This window comes from Enterobacter cloacae complex sp. 342H5, from assembly GCF_050030905.1.
Classification (GTDB): domain Bacteria; phylum Pseudomonadota; class Gammaproteobacteria; order Enterobacterales; family Enterobacteriaceae; genus Enterobacter; species Enterobacter intestinihominis.
In genome coordinates this window covers 4,324,570-4,345,520 of sequence record NZ_JBLGVB010000001.1, presented here as the reverse complement: position 1 = coordinate 4,345,520, position 20,951 = coordinate 4,324,570, and the positions used below count along the sequence as shown (strand labels likewise).

Annotated in this window: 12 protein-coding genes, 2 tRNA genes and 3 rRNA genes; 12 read left to right on the top strand and 5 right to left on the bottom strand. The window is 54.9% G+C overall.

Annotated elements, in window-relative coordinates:
* Entirely contained in the window at nt 1-2,070 is a 2,070-nt protein-coding gene (glyS, locus tag ACQG03_RS20780) for a glycine--tRNA ligase subunit beta (RefSeq protein WP_022649741.1), read from the top strand.
* Nucleotides 2,071-2,259: 189 nt separating this feature from the next.
* Here glyS and fadA read toward each other — a convergent pair whose 3' ends face one another.
* Together fadA and fadB are read right to left on the bottom strand one after the other, a co-directional pair.
* Nucleotides 2,260-3,423 (bottom strand): acetyl-CoA C-acyltransferase FadA, encoded by a 1,164-nt coding sequence (fadA, locus tag ACQG03_RS20775; protein ID WP_000416981.1) that lies wholly within the window; start codon nt 3,421-3,423, stop codon nt 2,260-2,262.
* A 9-nt stretch (nt 3,424-3,432) separates the two neighbouring features.
* The gene (gene fadB, locus ACQG03_RS20770; RefSeq protein ID WP_063163877.1) at nt 3,433-5,622 is read right to left on the bottom strand and encodes a fatty acid oxidation complex subunit alpha FadB; all 2,190 of its coding nucleotides are present in this window, start codon (nt 5,620-5,622) and stop codon (nt 3,433-3,435) included.
* Nucleotides 5,623-5,812: 190 nt separating this feature from the next.
* Between fadB and pepQ the strand changes: the two genes are divergently transcribed.
* The 11 genes from pepQ to birA all read left to right on the top strand — a co-directional run bounded on the left by pepQ (nt 5,813) and on the right by birA (nt 17,418).
* Entirely contained in the window at nt 5,813-7,144 is a 1,332-nt protein-coding gene (pepQ, locus tag ACQG03_RS20765; protein ID WP_017382602.1) for a Xaa-Pro dipeptidase, read from the top strand.
* Nucleotides 7,144-7,758, top strand: a complete 615-nt coding sequence (locus ACQG03_RS20760; protein WP_015572737.1) for an IMPACT family protein — start codon at nt 7,144-7,146, stop codon at nt 7,756-7,758. Before pepQ ends, ACQG03_RS20760 begins: the two co-directional genes overlap by 1 nt.
* Nucleotides 7,759-7,799: 41 nt before the next feature.
* A complete protein-coding gene (trkH, locus tag ACQG03_RS20755; RefSeq protein WP_022649737.1) occupies nt 7,800-9,251 on the top strand; it encodes a Trk system potassium transporter TrkH in 1,452 nt (483 codons plus the stop codon).
* 10 nt (nt 9,252-9,261) lie between these two features.
* A complete protein-coding gene (gene hemG, locus ACQG03_RS20750) occupies nt 9,262-9,807 on the top strand; it encodes a menaquinone-dependent protoporphyrinogen IX dehydrogenase (RefSeq protein WP_023298846.1) in 546 nt (181 codons plus the stop codon).
* A 355-nt stretch (nt 9,808-10,162) separates the two neighbouring features.
* Nucleotides 10,163-11,704, top strand: a 16S ribosomal RNA gene (locus ACQG03_RS20745).
* Nucleotides 11,705-11,774: 70 nt separating this feature from the next.
* Nucleotides 11,775-11,851 (top strand) — tRNA-Ile (locus ACQG03_RS20740).
* A 105-nt stretch (nt 11,852-11,956) separates the two neighbouring features.
* Nucleotides 11,957-12,032, top strand: a tRNA-Ala gene (locus tag ACQG03_RS20735).
* A gap of 171 nt (nt 12,033-12,203) precedes the next feature.
* Nucleotides 12,204-15,109: ribosomal RNA gene (locus ACQG03_RS20730) — 23S ribosomal RNA — on the top strand.
* 71 nt (nt 15,110-15,180) lie between these two features.
* Nucleotides 15,181-15,296: ribosomal RNA gene (rrf, locus tag ACQG03_RS20725) — 5S ribosomal RNA — on the top strand.
* The 16S, 23S and 5S rRNA genes sit together here with 2 tRNA genes alongside, the layout of an rRNA operon.
* 134 nt (nt 15,297-15,430) lie before the next feature.
* A complete protein-coding gene (gene murB, locus ACQG03_RS20720) occupies nt 15,431-16,459 on the top strand; it encodes a UDP-N-acetylmuramate dehydrogenase (protein WP_058677653.1) in 1,029 nt (342 codons plus the stop codon).
* On the top strand, nt 16,456-17,418 hold the full coding sequence (birA, locus tag ACQG03_RS20715; RefSeq protein ID WP_003861169.1) for a bifunctional biotin--[acetyl-CoA-carboxylase] ligase/biotin operon repressor BirA: 963 nt from the start codon (nt 16,456-16,458) through the stop codon (nt 17,416-17,418). The genes murB and birA overlap by 4 nt, the downstream gene beginning before the upstream one ends.
* A gap of 33 nt (nt 17,419-17,451) precedes the next feature.
* On the opposite strand, the gene bcsG is transcribed toward birA, so the two are convergent.
* The 3 genes from bcsG to bcsE are packed head-to-tail and all read right to left on the bottom strand — an operon-like array spanning nt 17,452 to nt 20,877.
* Nucleotides 17,452-19,131: a cellulose biosynthesis protein BcsG gene (gene bcsG, locus ACQG03_RS20710; RefSeq protein WP_022649734.1), complete on the bottom strand. Its 1,680-nt coding sequence runs from the start codon at nt 19,129-19,131 to the stop codon at nt 17,452-17,454.
* The gene (gene bcsF / locus ACQG03_RS20705; protein ID WP_022649733.1) at nt 19,124-19,318 is read right to left on the bottom strand and encodes a cellulose biosynthesis protein BcsF; all 195 of its coding nucleotides are present in this window, start codon (nt 19,316-19,318) and stop codon (nt 19,124-19,126) included. Before bcsF ends, bcsG begins: the two co-directional genes overlap by 8 nt.
* Nucleotides 19,315-20,877 carry a cellulose biosynthesis c-di-GMP-binding protein BcsE gene (bcsE, locus tag ACQG03_RS20700; protein ID WP_022649732.1) on the bottom strand — a complete coding sequence of 521 codons (1,563 nt, stop codon included), beginning with the start codon at nt 20,875-20,877 and terminating at the stop codon, nt 19,315-19,317. Before bcsE ends, bcsF begins: the two co-directional genes overlap by 4 nt.
* Nucleotides 20,878-20,951: the final 74 nt, after the last annotated feature.

The following is a 20,951-nucleotide window of genomic DNA, read 5'->3' as shown; positions in this document are numbered from 1 at the left end:
ATGTCTGAGAAAACTTTCCTGGTGGAAATCGGCACTGAAGAGCTGCCACCAAAAGCCCTGCGCAGCCTGGCTGAATCTTTCGCTGCGAACGTCACTGCTGAGCTGGATAACGCTGGCCTGGCGCACGGTAAAATTGAGTGGTTTGCTGCACCGCGTCGTCTTGCGCTGAAAGTGGCAAATCTGGCGGCGTCTCAGCCGGATCGCGAAGTTGAAAAACGTGGCCCGGCCATTGCCCAGGCGTTCGACGCGGAAGGCAAGCCGAGCAAAGCGGCTGAAGGCTGGGCGCGCGGCTGCGGTATCACCGTCGATCAGGCCGAACGTCTGACCACCGACAAAGGTGAATGGCTGCTGTATCGTGCCCATGTGAAAGGCGAAAGCGCGGAAGCGCTGCTGCCAGATATGATTGCGACCTCGCTGGCTAAGCTGCCGATTCCTAAGCTGATGCGCTGGGGCGCGTCTGACGTTCACTTTGTGCGTCCGGTTCACACCGTGACCCTGCTGCTGGGCGATACCGTTATTCCGGCGACCATTCTGGGCGTGGCGTCCGATCGCGTGATCCGCGGCCACCGCTTTATGGGCGAGCCGGAGTTCACCATCGACAATGCTGATCAGTACCCGCAGATCCTGCTGGAGCGCGGTAAGGTCATTGCTGACTACGAACAGCGTAAAGCCAAAATCAAAGCTGACGCCGAAGAAGCGGCGCGCAAAATTGGCGGTAATGCCGATCTGAGCGATAGCCTGCTGGAAGAAGTGACCTCTCTGGTCGAATGGCCGGTTGTGCTGACCGCGAAATTCGAAGAGAAATTCCTGGCCGTTCCGGCTGAAGCGCTGGTGTACACCATGAAGGGTGACCAAAAGTACTTCCCGGTTTACGCCAACGACGGCCAGCTGCTGCCAAACTTCATCTTCGTCGCGAACATCGAATCGAAAGATCCGAGCCAGATTATCTCCGGTAACGAGAAAGTGGTGCGTCCACGTCTGGCGGACGCCGAGTTCTTCTTCAACACCGACCGTAAAAAACGTCTGGAAGATAACCTGCCGCGTCTGCAAACCGTACTCTTCCAGCAGCAGCTGGGTACGCTGCGCGACAAGACTGACCGTATCGCGGAGCTGTCCGGCTGGATTGCCCGTGAAATTGGCGCCGACGTTAACCACGCTACCCGCGCGGGCCTGCTCTCCAAGTGCGACCTGATGACCAATATGGTGTTCGAATTTACCGACACCCAGGGCGTGATGGGCATGCACTACGCGCGTCATGACGGCGAAGCGGAAGACGTGGCTGTGGCCCTGAACGAGCAGTATCAGCCGCGCTTTGCCGGTGACGATCTGCCGTCTAACCCGGTTGCCTGCGCCGTGGCGATTGCCGATAAGATGGACACCCTGGCGGGTATCTTCGGTATCGGTCAGCATCCGAAAGGCGACAAAGACCCGTTTGCGCTGCGTCGTGCTGCGCTGGGCGTGCTGCGCATCATCGTAGAGAAGAACCTCAATCTCGATCTGCAAACGCTGACCGAAGAAGCGGTCCGTCTGTACGGCGATAAGCTGACCAACGCGAAGGTTGTGGATGATGTTATCGACTTTATGCTCGGTCGTTTCCGCGCGTGGTATCAGGACGAAGGTTACTCCGTTGATACCATTCAGGCGGTGCTGGCGCGTCGTCCGACCCGTCCGGCAGATTTCGATGCGCGTATGAAGGCGGTATCCCACTTCCGTACGCTGGAAGCGGCGTCTGCGCTGGCCGCGGCCAACAAGCGTGTATCCAACATCCTCGCGAAATCCGACGAGACGCTGAACGAACGCGTAAACGCTGCAACCCTGAAAGAGCCGGAAGAGATTTCTCTGGCGATGCAGGTTGTGGTGCTGCGCGACAAGCTGGAGCCGTATTTCGCGGAAGGTCGCTACCAGGAAGCGCTGGTGGAGCTGGCGGAGCTACGTGACGTCATTGATGCCTTCTTCGAGAAGGTGATGGTGAACGTGGAAGATAAAGAGCTGCGTATTAACCGTCTCTCGATGCTTGAGAAACTGCGTGAGCTGTTCCTGCGCGTGGCGGATATTTCGCTGCTGCAATAATGTAAAAAACCCGCCCCTGACAGGCGGGAAGAACGGCAACTAAACTGTCTCTCTTCGCCAATGGCGCCATAACTGCGTTGGCTGCGCTCGTTCACCCGAATCACTTACTAATGTAAGCTCATCGGGATTCGCTCGCTTGCCGCCTTGTTCTGACGTCATTGGCTTTAAGATACTTTTCCTTATTTACATTTACACTCTCTCAAACACCGTCGCGATCCCCTGACCCAACCCGATACACATCGTCGCCAGTCCGAACTGGGCATCTTTGCGTTCCATCAGGTTGATCAGCGTGGTGCTGATACGCGCCCCGGAGCAGCCCAGCGGGTGACCGAGGGCTATCGCGCCGCCATTGAGGTTAATCTTCTCGTCGATCTGATCCATCAGCCCCAGATCTTTAATGCACGGCAGGATCTGCGCGGCGAACGCTTCATTCATCTCGAAAAGGTCGATATCACTTGCGCTCAGCCCTGCTTTTTTCAGCGCCAGTTTTGACGCCGGGACCGGACCGTAACCCATGATGGAAGGATCGCAGCCCACGACTGCCATCGAACGCACGCGGGCGCGTGGCGTCAGGCCTAATTCGCGGGCGCGGCTTTCGCTCATCACTAACATGGCGGCGGCACCGTCGGACAGGGCAGACGAGGTGCCCGCCGTTACCGTGCCGGTGACCGGATCAAACGCCGGACGCAGGGTAGAAAGCGCTTCAACAGTGGTTTCAGGACGGATAACTTCGTCGTAGCTGAACTGCTTCAGTACGCCGTCTGCGTCGTGACCGCCGGTTGGGATGATCTCATTCTTAAAGGCACCAGACTGCGTGGCGGCCCAGGCGCGGGCATGCGAGCGCGCGGCAAAGGCATCCTGCATTTCACGGCTGATGCCGTGCAGACGGGAGAGCATCTCGGCGGTCAGGCCCATCATACCGGCGGCTTTCGCCACGTTGCGGCTCATGCCCGGATGGAAATCGACCCCGTGGCTCATCGGCACGTGGCCCATGTGCTCCACGCCGCCCACCAGACAGGCCTGCGCATCGCCGGTCATGATCATCCGTGCCGCGTCGTGCAGCGCCTGCATCGACGAACCGCAAAGACGGTTGACGGTGACCGCCGGAACCGAATGCGGGATCTCCGCCAGCAGAGACGCGTTACGGGCGATGTTGAAACCCTGCTCCAGCGTCTGCTGGACGCAGCCCCAGTAAATATCGTCCAGCGCAGCAGGGTCCAGCGCCGGGTTACGCGCCAGCAGGCTACGCATCAGGTGCGCCGAGAGATCTTCCGCACGCACGTTACGGAATGCACCGCCTTTTGAACGGCCCATCGGGGTGCGAATTGCATCAACAATGACAACCTTTTCCATTGTGACTCCTTAAGCCGTTTTCAGCGTGCCAACCGGACGGGCTGGCTCAACTGCTGGATAGTAGGGTTCGTTATGGCGCGCTTTGTTACGCAGACCTTCCGGCACCTCATAAAGCGGACCGAGGTGCTGATATTGCTGAGCCATATCGAGATAGCGAGCGCTGCCGAGCGTATCCAGCCAACGGAACGCGCCGCCGTGGAACGGAGGGAAGCCGAGGCCGTACACCAGCGCCATATCCGCTTCTGCCGGGCTGGCGATAATGCCTTCTTCGAGGCAACGCACTACTTCGTTGATCATCGGGATCATCATCCGGGCGATGATCTCATCGTCAGTGAAGTCGCGTTTTGGCTGACTGGCGTCGGCCAGCAGGCCATCCACCGCCGGATCTTCTTCTTTCTTCGGTTTGCCTTTGCTGTCTTCTTTATAGCGCCAGAAGCCCAGACCGTTTTTCTGCCCAAAGCGGTTGGCGTCGAACAGGGCGTCAATGGCGTCGCGATAATCTTTCTGCATGCGCTGCGGGAAGCCCGCCGCCATCACCGCCTGCGCGTGATGGGCAGTGTCGATGCCGACAACGTCCAGCAGATACGCCGGCCCCATCGGCCAGCCGAACTGTTTTTCCATCACTTTGTCGATTTTGCGGAAGTCTGCGCCGTCGCGCAGCAGCTGGCTGAAACCGGCGAAGTACGGGAACAGCACGCGGTTAACGAAGAAGCCCGGGCAGTCGTTAACGACGATTGGCGTTTTGCCCATCTTACTCGCCCACGCCACCACTTTGGCGATGGTTTCGTCGGAGGTTTTTTCCCCACGGATCACTTCGACCAGCGGCATGCGATGCACCGGGTTAAAGAAGTGCATCCCGCAGAAGTTTTCCGGACGCTTCAGCACGCTCGCCAGTTCGCTGATAGGAATGGTGGAGGTGTTAGAGGCCAGCACGGTTTCCGGACGTACCTTGTCTTCGGTTTCGGCCAGCACCGCTTTTTTCACTTTCGGGTTCTCGACGACCGCTTCAACCACCACGTCCACACGGTCGAAACCGCTGTATTCCAGTACTGGCTGGATGGTGGAGATCACGCCTGCAAGCTTCAGACCGTCAATTTTGCCGCGCTCAAGCTGTTTATTCAGCAGCTTGGCCGCTTCGGTCATGCCCAGCGTCAGGGATTTCTCGTTGATGTCTTTCATCACTACCGGCACGCCTTTCCATGCAGACTGGTAGGCGATGCCGCCACCCATAATGCCCGCGCCGAGTACCGCCGCGTGTTTTGGCGTTTCAACGTTTTTGGTGAGTTGTTTGGCTTTGCCCTTCACGAACTGATCGTTAAGGAAGATACCAACCAGCGCGCGGGCTTCGTTGGTGTGCGCCAGCGGGACAAAGCTCTGGTTTTCCAGCTTCAGGGCTTCATCACGGCCCAGACGGGCTGCCGCTTCAATGGTTTTCACCGCCGTGATCGGCGCCGGGTAGTGTTTACCCGCCGTCTGCATCACCATGCCCTTGGCGATGGTGAAGCTCATGGTGGCTTCAATTTTGCTGAGCTTCAACGGCTCCAGCTTTGGCTGACGTTTGGCTTTCCAGTCGAGATCGCCGTTAATCGCCTGACGCAGTATGGCGACAGCGCCTTCAATCAGTTTTTCAGGCTTAACCACGCCGTCCACCAGACCGATTTTCTGCGCCTGTTCCGCGCCGACATCTTTACCTGCGGCAATGATTTCCAGCGCGCTGTCGGCACCCAACATGCGCGGCATACGCACCGAGCCACCAAAGCCCGGCATAATGCCCAGTTTGGTTTCCGGCAGGCCGATGCGCAGGTCTGGGGTCGCCAGACGGTAATCAGTGGCTAACACGCATTCGCAGCCGCCGCCCAGCGCGTAACCGTTAACGGCAGAAAGGGTCGGGACAGGCAGATCTTCCAGACGATTAAAGACGCTGTTCGCAAAGTGCAGCCACTGGCTCAGCTGCTCTTCGGGCACCAGGAACAGCGACAGGAATTCGGTGATATCCGCGCCAACGATAAAGGCCGCTTTGTTGGAGCGCAGCAGCAGCCCTTTCAAATCTGATTGCTTTTCAAGTACATCCAGCGCCTGGCCAAGACTGGCCACCGTCGCGGTATCAAGCTTGTTCACTGAGCCGGGGGCATCGAACACCAGTTCGGCAATGCCATCTTCCAGCCAGTCTACGTACAGGGTGTCGCCTTTGTAGAGCATGTCGGTCTCCTGAATCCAGCAATTGGATCTGGTCATACCAGATGAAACGGAGTGTGGAATTTATGTTAATAAAATGCAAATTAGTCATTAAGAAATTGCTGCGCTGATCACGGTCGGTGGAAATCACGCAGCCGGAGTGAGGTGTGCTAAGATGCGATGACTTGAGGTCAAAAAAACGAAAGGAAGAATGATGGACTCACTGGCTTCGCTTTATAAAAATCATATCGTTACCCTACAGGAACGTACCCGCGATGTACTGGCCCGCTTCAAGCTGGATGCCCTGCTGATCCACTCCGGCGAGCTGATGAATACTTTTCTTGATGACCACGCTTATCCCTTCAAGGTTAACCCGCAGTTTAAAGCCTGGGTGCCTGTCACGCAGGTTCCAAATTGCTGGCTGCTGGTGGATGGCGTGAACAAGCCGAAACTGTGGTTCTACCTGCCGGTCGATTACTGGCACAACGTGGAGCCGCTGCCGACCTCATTCTGGACCGAAGAAATTGACGTGATTGCGCTGCCAAAAGCAGACGGCATTGGCAGCCAGTTGCCAGCGGCGCGTGGGAACATCGGCTACATTGGTCCGGTTCCTGAGCGGGCGCTGGGTCTGGATATTCCGGCAGATAAACTCAACCCGAAAGGCGTGCTGGATTATCTGCACTACTATCGCGCCTACAAGACCGACTACGAACTTTACTGCATGCGTGAAGCGCAAAAAACGGCGGTGAATGGCCACCGTGCGGCGCACGAAGCGTTCCAGTCCGGTATGAGCGAGTTCGATATCAATCAGGCCTACCTGACGGCGACCGGCCACCGCGATACCGACGTGCCGTACAGCAACATCGTGGCGCTGAATGAACATGCCTCGGTTCTGCACTACACCAAACTGGATCATCAGGTTCCGGCTGAGATGCGCAGCTTCCTGCTGGACGCGGGGGCTGAGTACAATGGCTATGCGGCAGACCTGACCCGTACCTGGGCGGCGAATGCGGATACTGATTTTGCGCAATTGATCAAAGACGTGAACGACGAACAGCTGGCGCTGATTGGCACCATGAAGGCCGGAACCAGCTACGTGGATTATCACATCCAGTTCCATCAGCGCATCGCTAAACTGCTGCGTAAGCATCAGATTGTCAAAGACATGAGCGAAGAGGCGATGGTTGAGAACGATTTGACCGGGCCATTTATGCCGCACGGTATCGGCCACCCGCTGGGTTTACAGGTTCATGACGTCGCGGGCTTTATGCAGGATGATACCGGTACGCACCTGGCGGCACCGTCTAAATATCCTTATCTGCGCTGCACCCGCGTTCTGGCGCCGCGTATGGTATTGACCATCGAGCCGGGTATCTACTTTATTGAATCCCTGCTGGCGCCGTGGCGCGAAGGGCAGTTCAGCAAGCACTTCAACTGGGAGAAAATTGAAGCGCTGAAGCCGTATGGCGGCATTCGTATCGAAGATAACGTGGTTATTCACGAGAACAGCATCGAGAACATGACGCGAGATCTGAAGCTGGCCTGATGGAAAGCTGGCTGATACCGGCCGAGCCGGTCACCTTTGTTGAGGAAATCAAGAAAAGCCGCTTTATCACGCTGTTGGCGCATACTGACGGCGTGGAGGCGGCGAAGGCGTTCGTCGAGTCCGTCCGCGCGCAGCACCCCGATGCCCGCCATCACTGTGTGGCGTGGGTCGCAGGGCCGCCAGACGACTCACAGCAGCTCGGGTTTTCTGACGACGGTGAACCGGCGGGTACGGCCGGAAAACCGATGCTATCCCAGTTGATGGGCAGCGGCGTGGGTGAAATCACCGCCGTCGTGGTCCGCTACTACGGGGGCATTTTGTTAGGCACCGGAGGGCTGGTGAAAGCCTACGGAGGGGGTGTCCAGCAGGCGCTTAATCTGCTGATAACAACCCGCAAAACGCCACTTACGGAATATACTTTGTTATGCGATTACGCCCAGCTATCGGGTATCGAAGCACTGCTTAAACAGTTTAACGGCGTCATCGCACACAGTGATTATCAGGCAATGGTGCAATTACGCGTGGCGCTTCCTCAGGCGGAACTGGCTGCTTTTTCAGCAAAACTCGCTGATTTTAGTCGCGGTTCATTGCAATTACTGCCGATTGAAGAATAATCCCCACCTCACAATTTTGAATACCTAAGGAAGCGGCAGAGATGCATTTTCGTGCCATTACCCGAATCGTTGGATTGCTGGTCATACTTTTCTCCGGGACAATGATCATTCCCGGACTGGTGGCGCTCATCTACCGGGACGGCGCGGGGCGTGCATTTACGCAAACCTTTTTTGTCGCGCTGACGATTGGCTCCCTGCTGTGGTGGCCAAACCGCCGTGAGAAAGGTGAACTGAAATCCCGGGAGGGTTTTCTGATCGTGGTCCTGTTCTGGACGGTACTGGGAAGCGTGGGTGCGCTGCCGTTTATCTTCTCTGAACAACCGAATCTCACCGTCACGGATGCGTTTTTTGAATCGTTCTCCGGATTAACGACCACCGGGGCCACCACGCTTGTGGGGCTGGATTCACTCCCGCATGCAATTCTCTTTTACCGGCAGATGCTCCAGTGGTTCGGCGGTATGGGGATCATCGTGCTGGCGGTGGCTATCCTGCCGATTCTGGGCGTCGGGGGGATGCAGCTTTACCGGGCTGAAATGCCTGGCCCGTTGAAAGATAACAAGATGCGCCCGCGTATTGCGGAGACGGCGAAAACCCTTTGGCTTATTTATGTCCTGCTGACGGTGGCCTGCGCGCTGGCGCTGTGGTTTGCCGGGATGCCTGCGTTTGATGCCATCGGGCACAGCTTTGCCACTATCGCTATCGGCGGGTTCTCCACCCACGATGCCAGCGTTGGGTACTTCGACAGCCCGACGATCAATACCATCATTGCCATCTTTTTGCTGATCTCAGGCTGTAACTACGGTCTACACTTCTCGTTGCTTAGCGGACGGAGCCTGAAGGTGTACTGGCGCGACCCGGAATTCCGGATGTTTATTGGCGTCCAGTTGACCCTGGTGATCATCTGTACCCTGGTACTGTGGTTCCACGATGTCTATAACTCGGCGGTCACGACCCTGAACCAGGCCTTCTTCCAGGTGGTATCGATGGCGACAACCGCCGGTTTCACCACGGACAGCATTGCGCGTTGGCCGCTGTTCCTGCCGGTGCTGCTGTTGTGCTCTGCGTTTATCGGCGGCTGTGCCGGGTCGACGGGCGGCGGCCTGAAGGTGATCCGTATTCTGCTGCTGTTCAAGCAGGGGAACCGTGAACTTAAACGTCTCGTCCACCCGAATGCGGTTTACAGCATCAAGCTGGGCAATCGTGCACTGCCGGAGCGTATCCTCGAAGCGGTGTGGGGATTCTTCTCCGCTTATGCGCTGGTCTTTATTGTCAGTATGCTGGCGATTATCGCCACGGGCGTGGATGATTTCTCTGCCTTCGCCTCTGTGGTGGCAACGTTAAACAACCTGGGGCCGGGGCTGGGTGTCGTGGCGGATAATTTCGCCAGTATGAACCCGGTGGCAAAGTGGATCTTAATCGCCAATATGCTGTTTGGTCGTCTTGAGGTCTTTACGCTGCTGGTGCTGTTTACCCCAACATTCTGGCGTGAGTAAGGAGACATTGGTGAAAACGTTAATTCTATTCTCAACGCGTGATGGGCAAACGCGTGAGATTGCTTCATATCTGGCTTCTGAACTCAAAGAGCTGGGCATTTATTCTGATGTGGTGAACCTGAATCGCACTGAACAGCTTGCCTGGCAGGATTACGACCGTGTGGTCATTGGCGCTTCAATTCGTTACGGTCATTTCCATCCGGCGCTGGATCGCTTTGTGAAAAAGCATACGGCGGAGCTCGCTAAGCTGCCCGGCGCGTTTTACTCGGTCAACCTGGTTGCCCGTAAAGCAGAGAAGCGTACACCGCAGACTAACAGCTATACGCGCAAGTTTTTGCTGAGCTCGCCATGGCAGCCCGATATCTGTTCTGTCTTTGCGGGCGCGCTGCGTTACCCGCGTTACCGCTGGTATGACCGCTTTATGATCCGCCTGATCATGAAGATGACGGGCGGGGAAACGGATACGCGTAAAGAAGTGGTTTATACCGACTGGGATCAAGTGGCCAGTTTTGCACGTGAAATTGCACGTTTAACGGACGATTCGCGGGTTAAATAAGCGTTGAGTTTGAAAAGTGAGCGAACGAAAAGTTTTTTGTATTTAGTGCTTGTCACTTCAGAAGAACTCCCTATAATGCGCCTCCACTGACACGGAACAACGGCACACACGCCGCCGGGTCAGCAGAGAAAAGCAAAATAAACGCTTGACTCTGAAGCGGGAAAGCGTAATATGCACACCCCGCGCCGCAGCGAAAACGTAGCGGCACTGCTCTTTAACAATTTATCAGACAATCTGTGTGGGCACTCAAAGTGACATGGATTCTTAATGTCCTCGGACACTAAATGAATACCAAGTCTCAACGAGTGAACACGTAATTCATTACGAAGTTTAATTCATTGAGCATCAAACTTTTAAATTGAAGAGTTTGATCATGGCTCAGATTGAACGCTGGCGGCAGGCCTAACACATGCAAGTCGAACGGTAACAGGAAGCAGCTTGCTGCTTCGCTGACGAGTGGCGGACGGGTGAGTAATGTCTGGGAAACTGCCTGATGGAGGGGGATAACTACTGGAAACGGTAGCTAATACCGCATAACGTCGCAAGACCAAAGAGGGGGACCTTCGGGCCTCTTGCCATCGGATGTGCCCAGATGGGATTAGCTAGTAGGTGGGGTAACGGCTCACCTAGGCGACGATCCCTAGCTGGTCTGAGAGGATGACCAGCCACACTGGAACTGAGACACGGTCCAGACTCCTACGGGAGGCAGCAGTGGGGAATATTGCACAATGGGCGCAAGCCTGATGCAGCCATGCCGCGTGTATGAAGAAGGCCTTCGGGTTGTAAAGTACTTTCAGCGGGGAGGAAGGCGACAGGGTTAATAACCCTGTCGATTGACGTTACCCGCAGAAGAAGCACCGGCTAACTCCGTGCCAGCAGCCGCGGTAATACGGAGGGTGCAAGCGTTAATCGGAATTACTGGGCGTAAAGCGCACGCAGGCGGTCTGTCAAGTCGGATGTGAAATCCCCGGGCTCAACCTGGGAACTGCATTCGAAACTGGCAGGCTAGAGTCTTGTAGAGGGGGGTAGAATTCCAGGTGTAGCGGTGAAATGCGTAGAGATCTGGAGGAATACCGGTGGCGAAGGCGGCCCCCTGGACAAAGACTGACGCTCAGGTGCGAAAGCGTGGGGAGCAAACAGGATTAGATACCCTGGTAGTCCACGCCGTAAACGATGTCGACTTGGAGGTTGTGCCCTTGAGGCGTGGCTTCCGGAGCTAACGCGTTAAGTCGACCGCCTGGGGAGTACGGCCGCAAGGTTAAAACTCAAATGAATTGACGGGGGCCCGCACAAGCGGTGGAGCATGTGGTTTAATTCGATGCAACGCGAAGAACCTTACCTACTCTTGACATCCAGAGAACTTAGCAGAGATGCTTTGGTGCCTTCGGGAACTCTGAGACAGGTGCTGCATGGCTGTCGTCAGCTCGTGTTGTGAAATGTTGGGTTAAGTCCCGCAACGAGCGCAACCCTTATCCTTTGTTGCCAGCGGTTAGGCCGGGAACTCAAAGGAGACTGCCAGTGATAAACTGGAGGAAGGTGGGGATGACGTCAAGTCATCATGGCCCTTACGAGTAGGGCTACACACGTGCTACAATGGCGCATACAAAGAGAAGCGACCTCGCGAGAGCAAGCGGACCTCATAAAGTGCGTCGTAGTCCGGATTGGAGTCTGCAACTCGACTCCATGAAGTCGGAATCGCTAGTAATCGTGGATCAGAATGCCACGGTGAATACGTTCCCGGGCCTTGTACACACCGCCCGTCACACCATGGGAGTGGGTTGCAAAAGAAGTAGGTAGCTTAACCTTCGGGAGGGCGCTTACCACTTTGTGATTCATGACTGGGGTGAAGTCGTAACAAGGTAACCGTAGGGGAACCTGCGGTTGGATCACCTCCTTACCTTAAAGAACCTGCCTTTGTAGTGTCCACACAGATTGTCTGATGAAAAACAGCAGTAAAAAATCTCTGCAGGCTTGTAGCTCAGGTGGTTAGAGCGCACCCCTGATAAGGGTGAGGTCGGTGGTTCAAGTCCACTCAGGCCTACCAAATTTTTGCTGATGCTGCGTTGCGGCGACACTCACATACCTGAGTATGCTTCGTGTCACCACGCCTTGCCTCAACAAAAATTACCGGTAGAGAGATAACTACGATGGGGCTATAGCTCAGCTGGGAGAGCGCCTGCCTTGCACGCAGGAGGTCTGCGGTTCGATCCCGCATAGCTCCACCATCCTTTACTGCGAACACAAGAAAACTTCAGAGTGAACCTGAAAAGGTGCACTGCGAAGTTTTGCTCTTTAAAAATCTGGATCAAGCTGAAAATTGAAACGACACATCTTTAATGGTGTGTTCGAGTCTCTCAAATTTTCGCAATCGGAAGTGAAACATCTTCGGGTTGTGAGGTTAAGCGACTAAGCGTACACGGTGGATGCCCTGGCAGTCAGAGGCGATGAAGGACGTGCTAATCTGCGAAAAGCGCCGGCGAGGTGATATGAACCTTTGACCCGGCGATGTCCGAATGGGGAAACCCAGTGCAATCCGTTGCACTATCGTTAACTGAATACATAGGTTAACGAGGCGAACCGGGGGAACTGAAACATCTAAGTACCCCGAGGAAAAGAAATCAACCGAGATTCCCCCAGTAGCGGCGAGCGAACGGGGAGCAGCCCGGAGTCTGAATCAGCTTGTGTGTTAGTGGAACGGTCTGGAAAGTCCGACGGTACAGGGTGATAGTCCCGTACACGAAAGCACACATGCTGTGAACTCGAAGAGTAGGGCGGGACACGTGGTATCCTGTCTGAATATGGGGGGACCATCCTCCAAGGCTAAATACTCCTGACTGACCGATAGTGAACCAGTACCGTGAGGGAAAGGCGAAAAGAACCCCGGCGAGGGGAGTGAAAAAGAACCTGAAACCGTGTACGTACAAGCAGTGGGAGCCTCTTTATGGGGTGACTGCGTACCTTTTGTATAATGGGTCAGCGACTTATATTCTGTAGCAAGGTTAACCGTATAGGGGAGCCGAAGGGAAACCGAGTCTTAACTGGGCGTTAAGTTGCAGGGTATAGACCCGAAACCCGGTGATCTAGCCATGGGCAGGTTGAAGGTTGGGTAACACTAACTGGAGGACCGAACCGACTAATGTTGAAAAATTAGCGGATGACCTGTGGCTGGGGGTGAAAGGCCAATCAAACCGGGAGATAGCTGGTTCTCCCCGAAAGCTATTTAGGTAGCGCCTCGTGAATTCATCTTCGGGGGTAGAGCACTGTTTCGGCTAGGGGGCCATCCCGGCTTACCAACCCGATGCAAACTACGAATACCGAAGAATGTTATCACGGGAGACACACGGCGGGTGCTAACGTCCGTCGTGAAGAGGGAAACAACCCAGACCGCCAGCTAAGGTCCCAAAGTCATGGTTAAGTGGGAAACGATGTGGGAAGGCACAGACAGCCAGGATGTTGGCTTAGAAGCAGCCATCATTTAAAGAAAGCGTAATAGCTCACTGGTCGAGTCGGCCTGCGCGGAAGATGTAACGGGGCTAAACCATGCACCGAAGCTGCGGCAGCGACGCTTATGCGTTGTTGGGTAGGGGAGCGTTCTGTAAGCCGTTGAAGGTGTCCTGTGAGGGGTGCTGGAGGTATCAGAAGTGCGAATGCTGACATAAGTAACGATAAAGCGGGTGAAAAGCCCGCTCGCCGGAAGACCAAGGGTTCCTGTCCAACGTTAATCGGGGCAGGGTGAGTCGACCCCTAAGGCGAGGCCGAAAGGCGTAGTCGATGGGAAACAGGTTAATATTCCTGTACTTGGTGTTACTGCGAAGGGGGGACGGAGAAGGCTATGTCAGCCGGGCGACGGTTGTCCCGGTTTAAGCATGTAGGCGGAGGTTCCAGGTAAATCCGGTACCTTGTTAACGCTGAGGTGTGATGACGAGGCACTACGGTGCTGAAGTGATAAATGCCCTGCTTCCAGGAAAAGCCTCTAAGCATCAGGTAACACGAAATCGTACCCCAAACCGACACAGGTGGTCAGGTAGAGAATACCAAGGCGCTTGAGAGAACTCGGGTGAAGGAACTAGGCAAAATGGTGCCGTAACTTCGGGAGAAGGCACGCTGATATGTAGGTGAAGCCCCTGCGGGCGGAGCTGAAATCAGTCGAAGATACCAGCTGGCTGCAACTGTTTATTAAAAACACAGCACTGTGCAAACACGAAAGTGGACGTATACGGTGTGACGCCTGCCCGGTGCCGGAAGGTTAATTGATGGGGTTAGCGGCAACGCGAAGCTCTTGATCGAAGCCCCGGTAAACGGCGGCCGTAACTATAACGGTCCTAAGGTAGCGAAATTCCTTGTCGGGTAAGTTCCGACCTGCACGAATGGCGTAATGATGGCCAGGCTGTCTCCACCCGAGACTCAGTGAAATTGAACTCGCTGTGAAGATGCAGTGTACCCGCGGCAAGACGGAAAGACCCCGTGAACCTTTACTATAGCTTGACACTGAACACTGGTCCTTGATGTGTAGGATAGGTGGGAGGCTTTGAAGCGTGGACGCCAGTCTGCGTGGAGCCAACCTTGAAATACCACCCTTTAATGGCTGGTGTTCTAACGTAGACCCGTAATCCGGGTTGCGGACAGTGTCTGGTGGGTAGTTTGACTGGGGCGGTCTCCTCCCAAAGAGTAACGGAGGAGCACGAAGGTTGGCTAATCCTGGTCGGACATCAGGAGGTTAGTGCAATGGCATAAGCCAGCTTGACTGCGAGCGTGACGGCGCGAGCAGGTGCGAAAGCAGGTCATAGTGATCCGGTGGTTCTGAATGGAAGGGCCATCGCTCAACGGATAAAAGGTACTCCGGGGATAACAGGCTGATACCGCCCAAGAGTTCATATCGACGGCGGTGTTTGGCACCTCGATGTCGGCTCATCACATCCTGGGGCTGAAGTAGGTCCCAAGGGTATGGCTGTTCGCCATTTAAAGTGGTACGCGAGCTGGGTTTAGAACGTCGTGAGACAGTTCGGTCCCTATCTGCCGTGGGCGCTGGAGAATTGAGGGGGGCTGCTCCTAGTACGAGAGGACCGGAGTGGACGCATCACTGGTGTTCGGGTTGTCATGCCAATGGCACTGCCCGGTAGCTAAATGCGGAAGAGATAAGTGCTGAAAGCATCTAAGCACGAAACTTGCCCCGAGATGAGTTCTCCCTGAGACTTTAAGTCTCCTGAAGGAACGTTGAAGACTACGACGTTGATAGGTCGGGTGTGTAAGCGCAGCGATGCGTTGAGCTAACCGATACTAATGAACCGTGAGGCTTAACCTTACAACGCCGAAGCTGTTTCGGCGAAGAGATAGACAATCAAATTTCAGCCTGATACAGATTAACAGAATTTGCCTGGCGGCTTTAGCGCGGTGGTCCCACCTGACCCCATGCCGAACTCAGAAGTGAAACGCCGTAGCGCCGATGGTAGTGTGGGGTCTCCCCATGTGAGAGTAGGGAACTGCCAGGCATCAAACAAGTGAAGAGGCCATCCGAAAGGATGGCCTTTTTGCGTTTCTGCACCTGCTTCCTTTCCATAAACTAATCACCCATCCCTTCGTATATACGGTAAACTATCCCGGTTTTTGCATCAGGATAGCGTCTATGAATCACTCCCTTAAGCCCTGGAATACCTTTGGTATTCAACGGAATGCTAATCAAATTGTACGTGCCGACAGTGCTCAGCAGTTGCTGAATGCCTGGCAAAACGCAACAGAAAACGGTGAACCCGTACTTATTCTGGGCGAAGGAAGTAATGTCCTGTTTCTCGATGATTTTGCGGGGACGGTAATCGTTAATCGCATCATGGGGATTGAGCGTAAAGAGAGCGCTGACAGCTGGCATTTACACGTGGGTGCTGGCGAAAACTGGCACCATCTGGTGCAATATACCCTTGAAAAAGGGATGCCCGGACTGGAAAACCTGGCCCTGATCCCGGGCTGTGCAGGATCATCTCCTATTCAAAACATCGGTGCCTACGGCATCGAACTGAAAAACGTCTGCGAATATGTCGACTGCATCGAACTGGCTACGGGAAATGCTCAACGCTTAACCGCAGAGCAGTGCCGTTTTGGCTATCGCGACAGCATTTTCAAGCACGACTATCAGGATCGTTTTGTCATTGTGGCCGTTGGCCTGCGTCTGGCGAAAGCATGGAAACCCGTTCTGACTTACGGCGATCTGGCCCGTCTCGATCCGGCTACCGTCACACCGCGTGAGGTTTTTGATTCCGTTTGCCACATGCGAATGACCAAGCTTCCGGACCCGAAAGTGAATGGAAATGCGGGCAGTTTTTTCAAAAATCCGGTGATCGGCAGCGAAAATGCGAAAGCGTTTCTCGCTGGCTGGCCAACGGCCCCGCATTATCCTCAGGCGGATGGCAGCGTGAAGCTGGCCGCAGGCTGGCTTATCGATCAATGTGAATTAAAAGGTACTACGCTTGGTGGCGCTGCTGTTCATCGTCAGCAGGCGCTGGTACTGATCAACCAGTCCAACGCGACAAGTGAGGATGTCGTCAACCTGGCGCATCATGTTCGCCAGCGTGTGGGCGAAAAATTTAACGTCTGGCTGGAGCCTGAAGTTCGCTTTATTGGCCGAACGGGCGAAGTGAATGCCGTGGAGACCATTGCGTGAAGGACAATACTATTCCGTTAACTCTCATCGGTATTCTTGCTGATGGCGAGTTTCATTCTGGCGAGCAGCTGGGCGAACAGCTGGGCATGAGCCGCGCTGCCATCAATAAACATATTCAAACGCTCCGCGACTGGGGCGTAGATGTGTTTACGGTGCCGGGAAAAGGCTACAGCCTGCCGGAACCAATCCAGTTACTGAATGAAGAGATCATCCGCAGCCAGATTGGACACGGTAACGTCGCGGTATTGCCGGTCATTGATTCGACGAACCAGTATCTGCTGGATCGCCTGAGCGAGCTGAAATCCGGTGATGCCTGCGTTGCCGAGTACCAACAGGCAGGACGTGGCCGCCGGGGGCGTAAGTGGTTTTCGCCATTTGGCGCCAACCTCTACCTTTCCATGTACTGGCGGCTTGAACAGGGGCCAGCTGCGGCCATCGGGCTGAGCCTGGTCATCGGCATTGTGATGGCAGAGGTGCTGCATGATTTGGGTGCCGATCAGGTGCGGGTAAAATGGCCCAACGATCTGTATCTCAACGATCGAAAGCTGGCGGGGATCCTGGTCGAACTGACGGGAAAAACAGGCGATGCCGCACAGATCGTCATTGGGGCGGGGCTGAACATGGTGATGCGAAACGTGCAGAACGATGTCGTGAACCAGGCCTGGACCAACCTACAGGAAGCGGGGATCACCATCGATCGCAATACGCTTGCCGTCCGCATGATCAATGAGTTGCGTAGTTCGCTGACGCTCTTTGAACAAGAGGGGTTAGCGCCATTCCTGTCCCGCTGGGAAAAGCTGGATAACTTTATTAACCGACCGGTGAAGCTGCTGATTGGGGATAAAGAGATTTACGGCACATCACGCGGCATTGACGCGCAGGGCGCGTTGCTGCTTGAACAGGATGGCGTGATTAAGCCCTGGGTGGGCGGTGAAATTTCATTACGAAGTGCAGAGTAACCCTCTCCCCCACAGGGGAGAGGGTGTAGCAGGTCACTGCGGATACGGCACCCAATCCCCGGCATTCAGTCGGACATAAGGCTTATTCTGATACTGGATCACCACCGCATTGGCGTTTTCCGATACCTCCGCCGTCTGCGGCAGCCCGCTGGTGAGCTGACCCCAGTTCACGCTATCTTCCACAAACAGCTTACCGTCTACAGCGCGAGCAACCAGTTCCGAGATGGCCAGATAGCTGCTTGGCTGGGTGATCTCAACTGGCGCGCCCTGATGCGGTGCCTTCATGCCAAAGAACTTAATCCCGGCCGGAACGTTTGTGATGGACGGGCTTGGGATATCGCGCAGACCAGACACCTGCATCCTGTCGCCTTTCAGCGCTCCACCATGTTCCGGGACCACCACCACCATCACTTTACGACCTGATTTTTCCAGCTCGTTGAAGAACGCATTCAGCTCGTCAAAGAACTTCTGCGCACGGGCCTTGTAATCGGCCGTTTTGCTTACGCCCGGATAATGGTTCCCGTCGTGAAGCGGCAGCGTATTATAGAACGTCGCGCTACGCGTCCCTTCCTCTTTACCGACGGTGTCGAACCAGCGCTGAAGTACGGCGGTATCGTCATAGACCGGCGAGCCATCGAAGCCCAGTAACGTCACTGGCAGCCCTTTCTGGTCCATCAGTGGGGCCTGCATGCCACCCTGTTCACGCACTTCTTTCAGGAAGTTACCGAACTGACCGTTATGGCCCATCATCAGGTGTTGGGTAAAGCCCAGTTTTGCCAGGTTATCAAACAGGTAACACTGGTTAGCTGCCGGCTGGTAGAGGTTCTTATGCGAGGGCTGCCCACAGCTGGCGCGCAGCAGGCGGATAGCCGCCGGGCCGCTGTACGACGTGGCCGAGTTGAAGTCTTTGAACTGAATATCGAAATGCGACCACAGCGGGTGCGACATCAAACCAGCCGCGTCAACGTCAGCCCAGGACAGAGAACAGATGTTAATGACCAGCAACTCAAACGGCTGAGCATCAGCAGGCAGCGCGTCCGGGAATTTCGTCTGACGCTTATCTTCCGCAGCGTAAAAACTGGAGAGCCACGCGTTCAGGTTCGTAGATGTCGGCGGCGCCGTCTGCGCTGGAATATCCCCAACCACAGGCGTATCCCCTGCTGTCGCGACGGTAGCGGCGGCGGAACCGCCCGTGGTGGTTACGGTTGTCGTCGGCTGACCGGCTGGCCACAGCGAGAAGCTCGGGCCCGTCAGCGTCAGTACGTTTAGCCAGATCATAATCGCGACGACAAACACCGTCACCCGGATCCACTGAGACAGGAACAGCCAGGCAACCAGCAGGACAAATACCGCGCCAATCATCTGCCAGTTAATAAAGCGCTCAACCAGATCGAGCATATAGTCCGCACTGAAACCTGCGACCTGGGAACCCTGGCTCATAATGCTTTCGGGGCCGGGTAGCCAGGTATCATGCCAGAACAGGGCGAAACCGATAGGGATAGCAATCCAGTGACGTATACGGTGCAGCCTGAGATTCGGGATTGGCATCAGCAGGAATGCCATAAACACCAGATTAAGCAGCGGGTGGAAATTAAGATAGCCTGCCCACAGCAGACCAAACTTCACCAGAAAGTAGAAATTCCAGCCGGACAGACCGCGCCAGTATTGCCAGAGTGGCGATGGCGCTGAAGAGGTATAGGTAGAATTAGTCATGTTTTCGGTTTGCCTTGACGTTTGAAGCGCGAGTCAGTGTTCCGGCGGGTTTAATATAGCGAGGTTTGACGAACAGTAATCTGATCGTATCGCGAATACGGCGCAGGGAATGGCGTGCATAGTAGCCAAGCGGCAAAAAAATCAGCGCGCACAGAACAACCAGTTGGATGATATCGCTGATATTCATAATGGAACGCTCTCCTTGTTCTCATCCATTAAGCGTAGCGGCTCAGGAACCCGACGCCATACATGCCCGTCATGTTTCGCGTTCAGAACCGGTTTGGCACCACTTGTTACAGGCAAGGGTTTGGCCCATTTTTCAGGTGCCAGGGCTCGCATCTGGACAAGCTCAGCGCTGATCAAATTATCTTCAAACCAGACCATGCGGTTCGAGAAAATATCCCCGGTAGGCAGCGGGAAGATATGGTTCAGGGCGGTATCCAGATCGTTCACCCGACAGAAGGAGAGGAACAGCACCAGGCGATTATCGCCAATGGTCATGATATCCCCGATACGATTAGGGCGGCACAAGGTGAGCGCCTGCTCAACGCGAATGCCCGGCACAGGACGCAGGGCAACCATCACCCCTTTTCCGTCTGCCGGTAAAAGCGTATTGCTCATCATGTTGCCCACCGCATCGCAGAAGGTGTCCCATTTCTGGTAGCCGCGCAGTTTCATCGGCTGCGTCATTGAAAGCAGGGTGCTGATATCTTCCGGAACATATCGATTAAACTGCTGGCCCTGAATGCTTTCGATCAGCGTCAGACAGCGCGACAGGGGAGCATTCCAGGGAATGACCATATTCGCGCCGCAGCCCAGTAATAAGCGCTCATCGGTGGCGCGCAGGCTGGTATTATTTTCACGTACCACGATTTTTAACGCGCTGCCGCGCTGGCGACGTAATGTGTGAATGTGCCGTGCCAGCGTTTCGATTTGGTTATTCTGGATCAACGAGAAGATAATGGTCGCCGCCTGCGTGGTGCGCGCCTCATCAAATAAGGCCTCGTTAGTTTCGAACAGTGACCAATGCTCAGACAGTGCAGGCGCACCTTCCAGTACCGCAATATGACTCAGAACGCGCTTTTCATCACTGCGTGGCTGAACCACCGTCTCTTCCTGTTGAGCAAGATGCCACTCGTCCCCGACATTTTTGAGGGTAAGCTGCTGTCGGGAGCTCACCCCTTTTTCATTGCACCAGAAAGCCACGTCGTAAAGATGGCTGTCAGTCTGGACACGAATACTGGCCAGGCCATAGAGGGAACGGTATTCACTCATTAAAAGTGAAAAAAGTTTGTCGTTATTACTGCCCGGGTTAACAACCAATAAGGTGCAATTTTGATTTTTTGCCCATCTGCTGATTCTTCCCAGCCATTTCAGCAGTTTTTCAGACGGGATATTTTGTAGACCGTTTTGAGAACATTTAAGAATCAGTAAATAGTGTTCAGGAACAATAGAGCACTGAATATCGCGGGGCAAAAAGTATAAACTGTCGGCCTCCGCTGGCATGGAAAATAATCGTACTGTCTGGGGTCCACGGTCAGTTTCGAGCCTGATGATTGACTTTGGCTCATCGCCCATCGTAATGACGGCCACGCGGTAATCCTTACCCTGCGCCGCTATCGTCTGGTTTACCAGACTGATGGCATCTTCATTACGATCCGTATTAACCCACCAGACTCCTCCGACTGGCATGTGGCGCAATTCGTCCCATAATGACTGGATGCCAATAGAAAATATGGAGTCCACGGTGTCCCTCTTTTCGTCGAATTTCTATGTCTCTCAGTTTACTAGCGAAAGCGTAGAAATAAACCTAACATTGA

Coding starts and splice junctions, on each gene's coding strand:
- fadA (WP_000416981.1), bottom strand. CDS start 3,423: ATGGAAAAGGTTGTCATTGTTGATGCAATTCGCACCCCGATGGGCCGT.
- murB (WP_058677653.1), top strand. CDS start 15,431: ATGAATCACTCCCTTAAGCCCTGGAATACCTTTGGTATTCAACGGAAT.
- trkH (WP_022649737.1), top strand. CDS start 7,800: ATGCATTTTCGTGCCATTACCCGAATCGTTGGATTGCTGGTCATACTT.
- ACQG03_RS20760 (WP_015572737.1), top strand. CDS start 7,144: ATGGAAAGCTGGCTGATACCGGCCGAGCCGGTCACCTTTGTTGAGGAA.
- fadB (WP_063163877.1), bottom strand. CDS start 5,622: ATGCTCTACAAAGGCGACACCCTGTACGTAGACTGGCTGGAAGATGGC.
- pepQ (WP_017382602.1), top strand. CDS start 5,813: ATGGACTCACTGGCTTCGCTTTATAAAAATCATATCGTTACCCTACAG.
- bcsF (WP_022649733.1), bottom strand. CDS start 19,318: ATGAATATCAGCGATATCATCCAACTGGTTGTTCTGTGCGCGCTGATT.
- glyS (WP_022649741.1), top strand. CDS start 1: ATGTCTGAGAAAACTTTCCTGGTGGAAATCGGCACTGAAGAGCTGCCA.
- bcsG (WP_022649734.1), bottom strand. CDS start 19,131: ATGACTAATTCTACCTATACCTCTTCAGCGCCATCGCCACTCTGGCAA.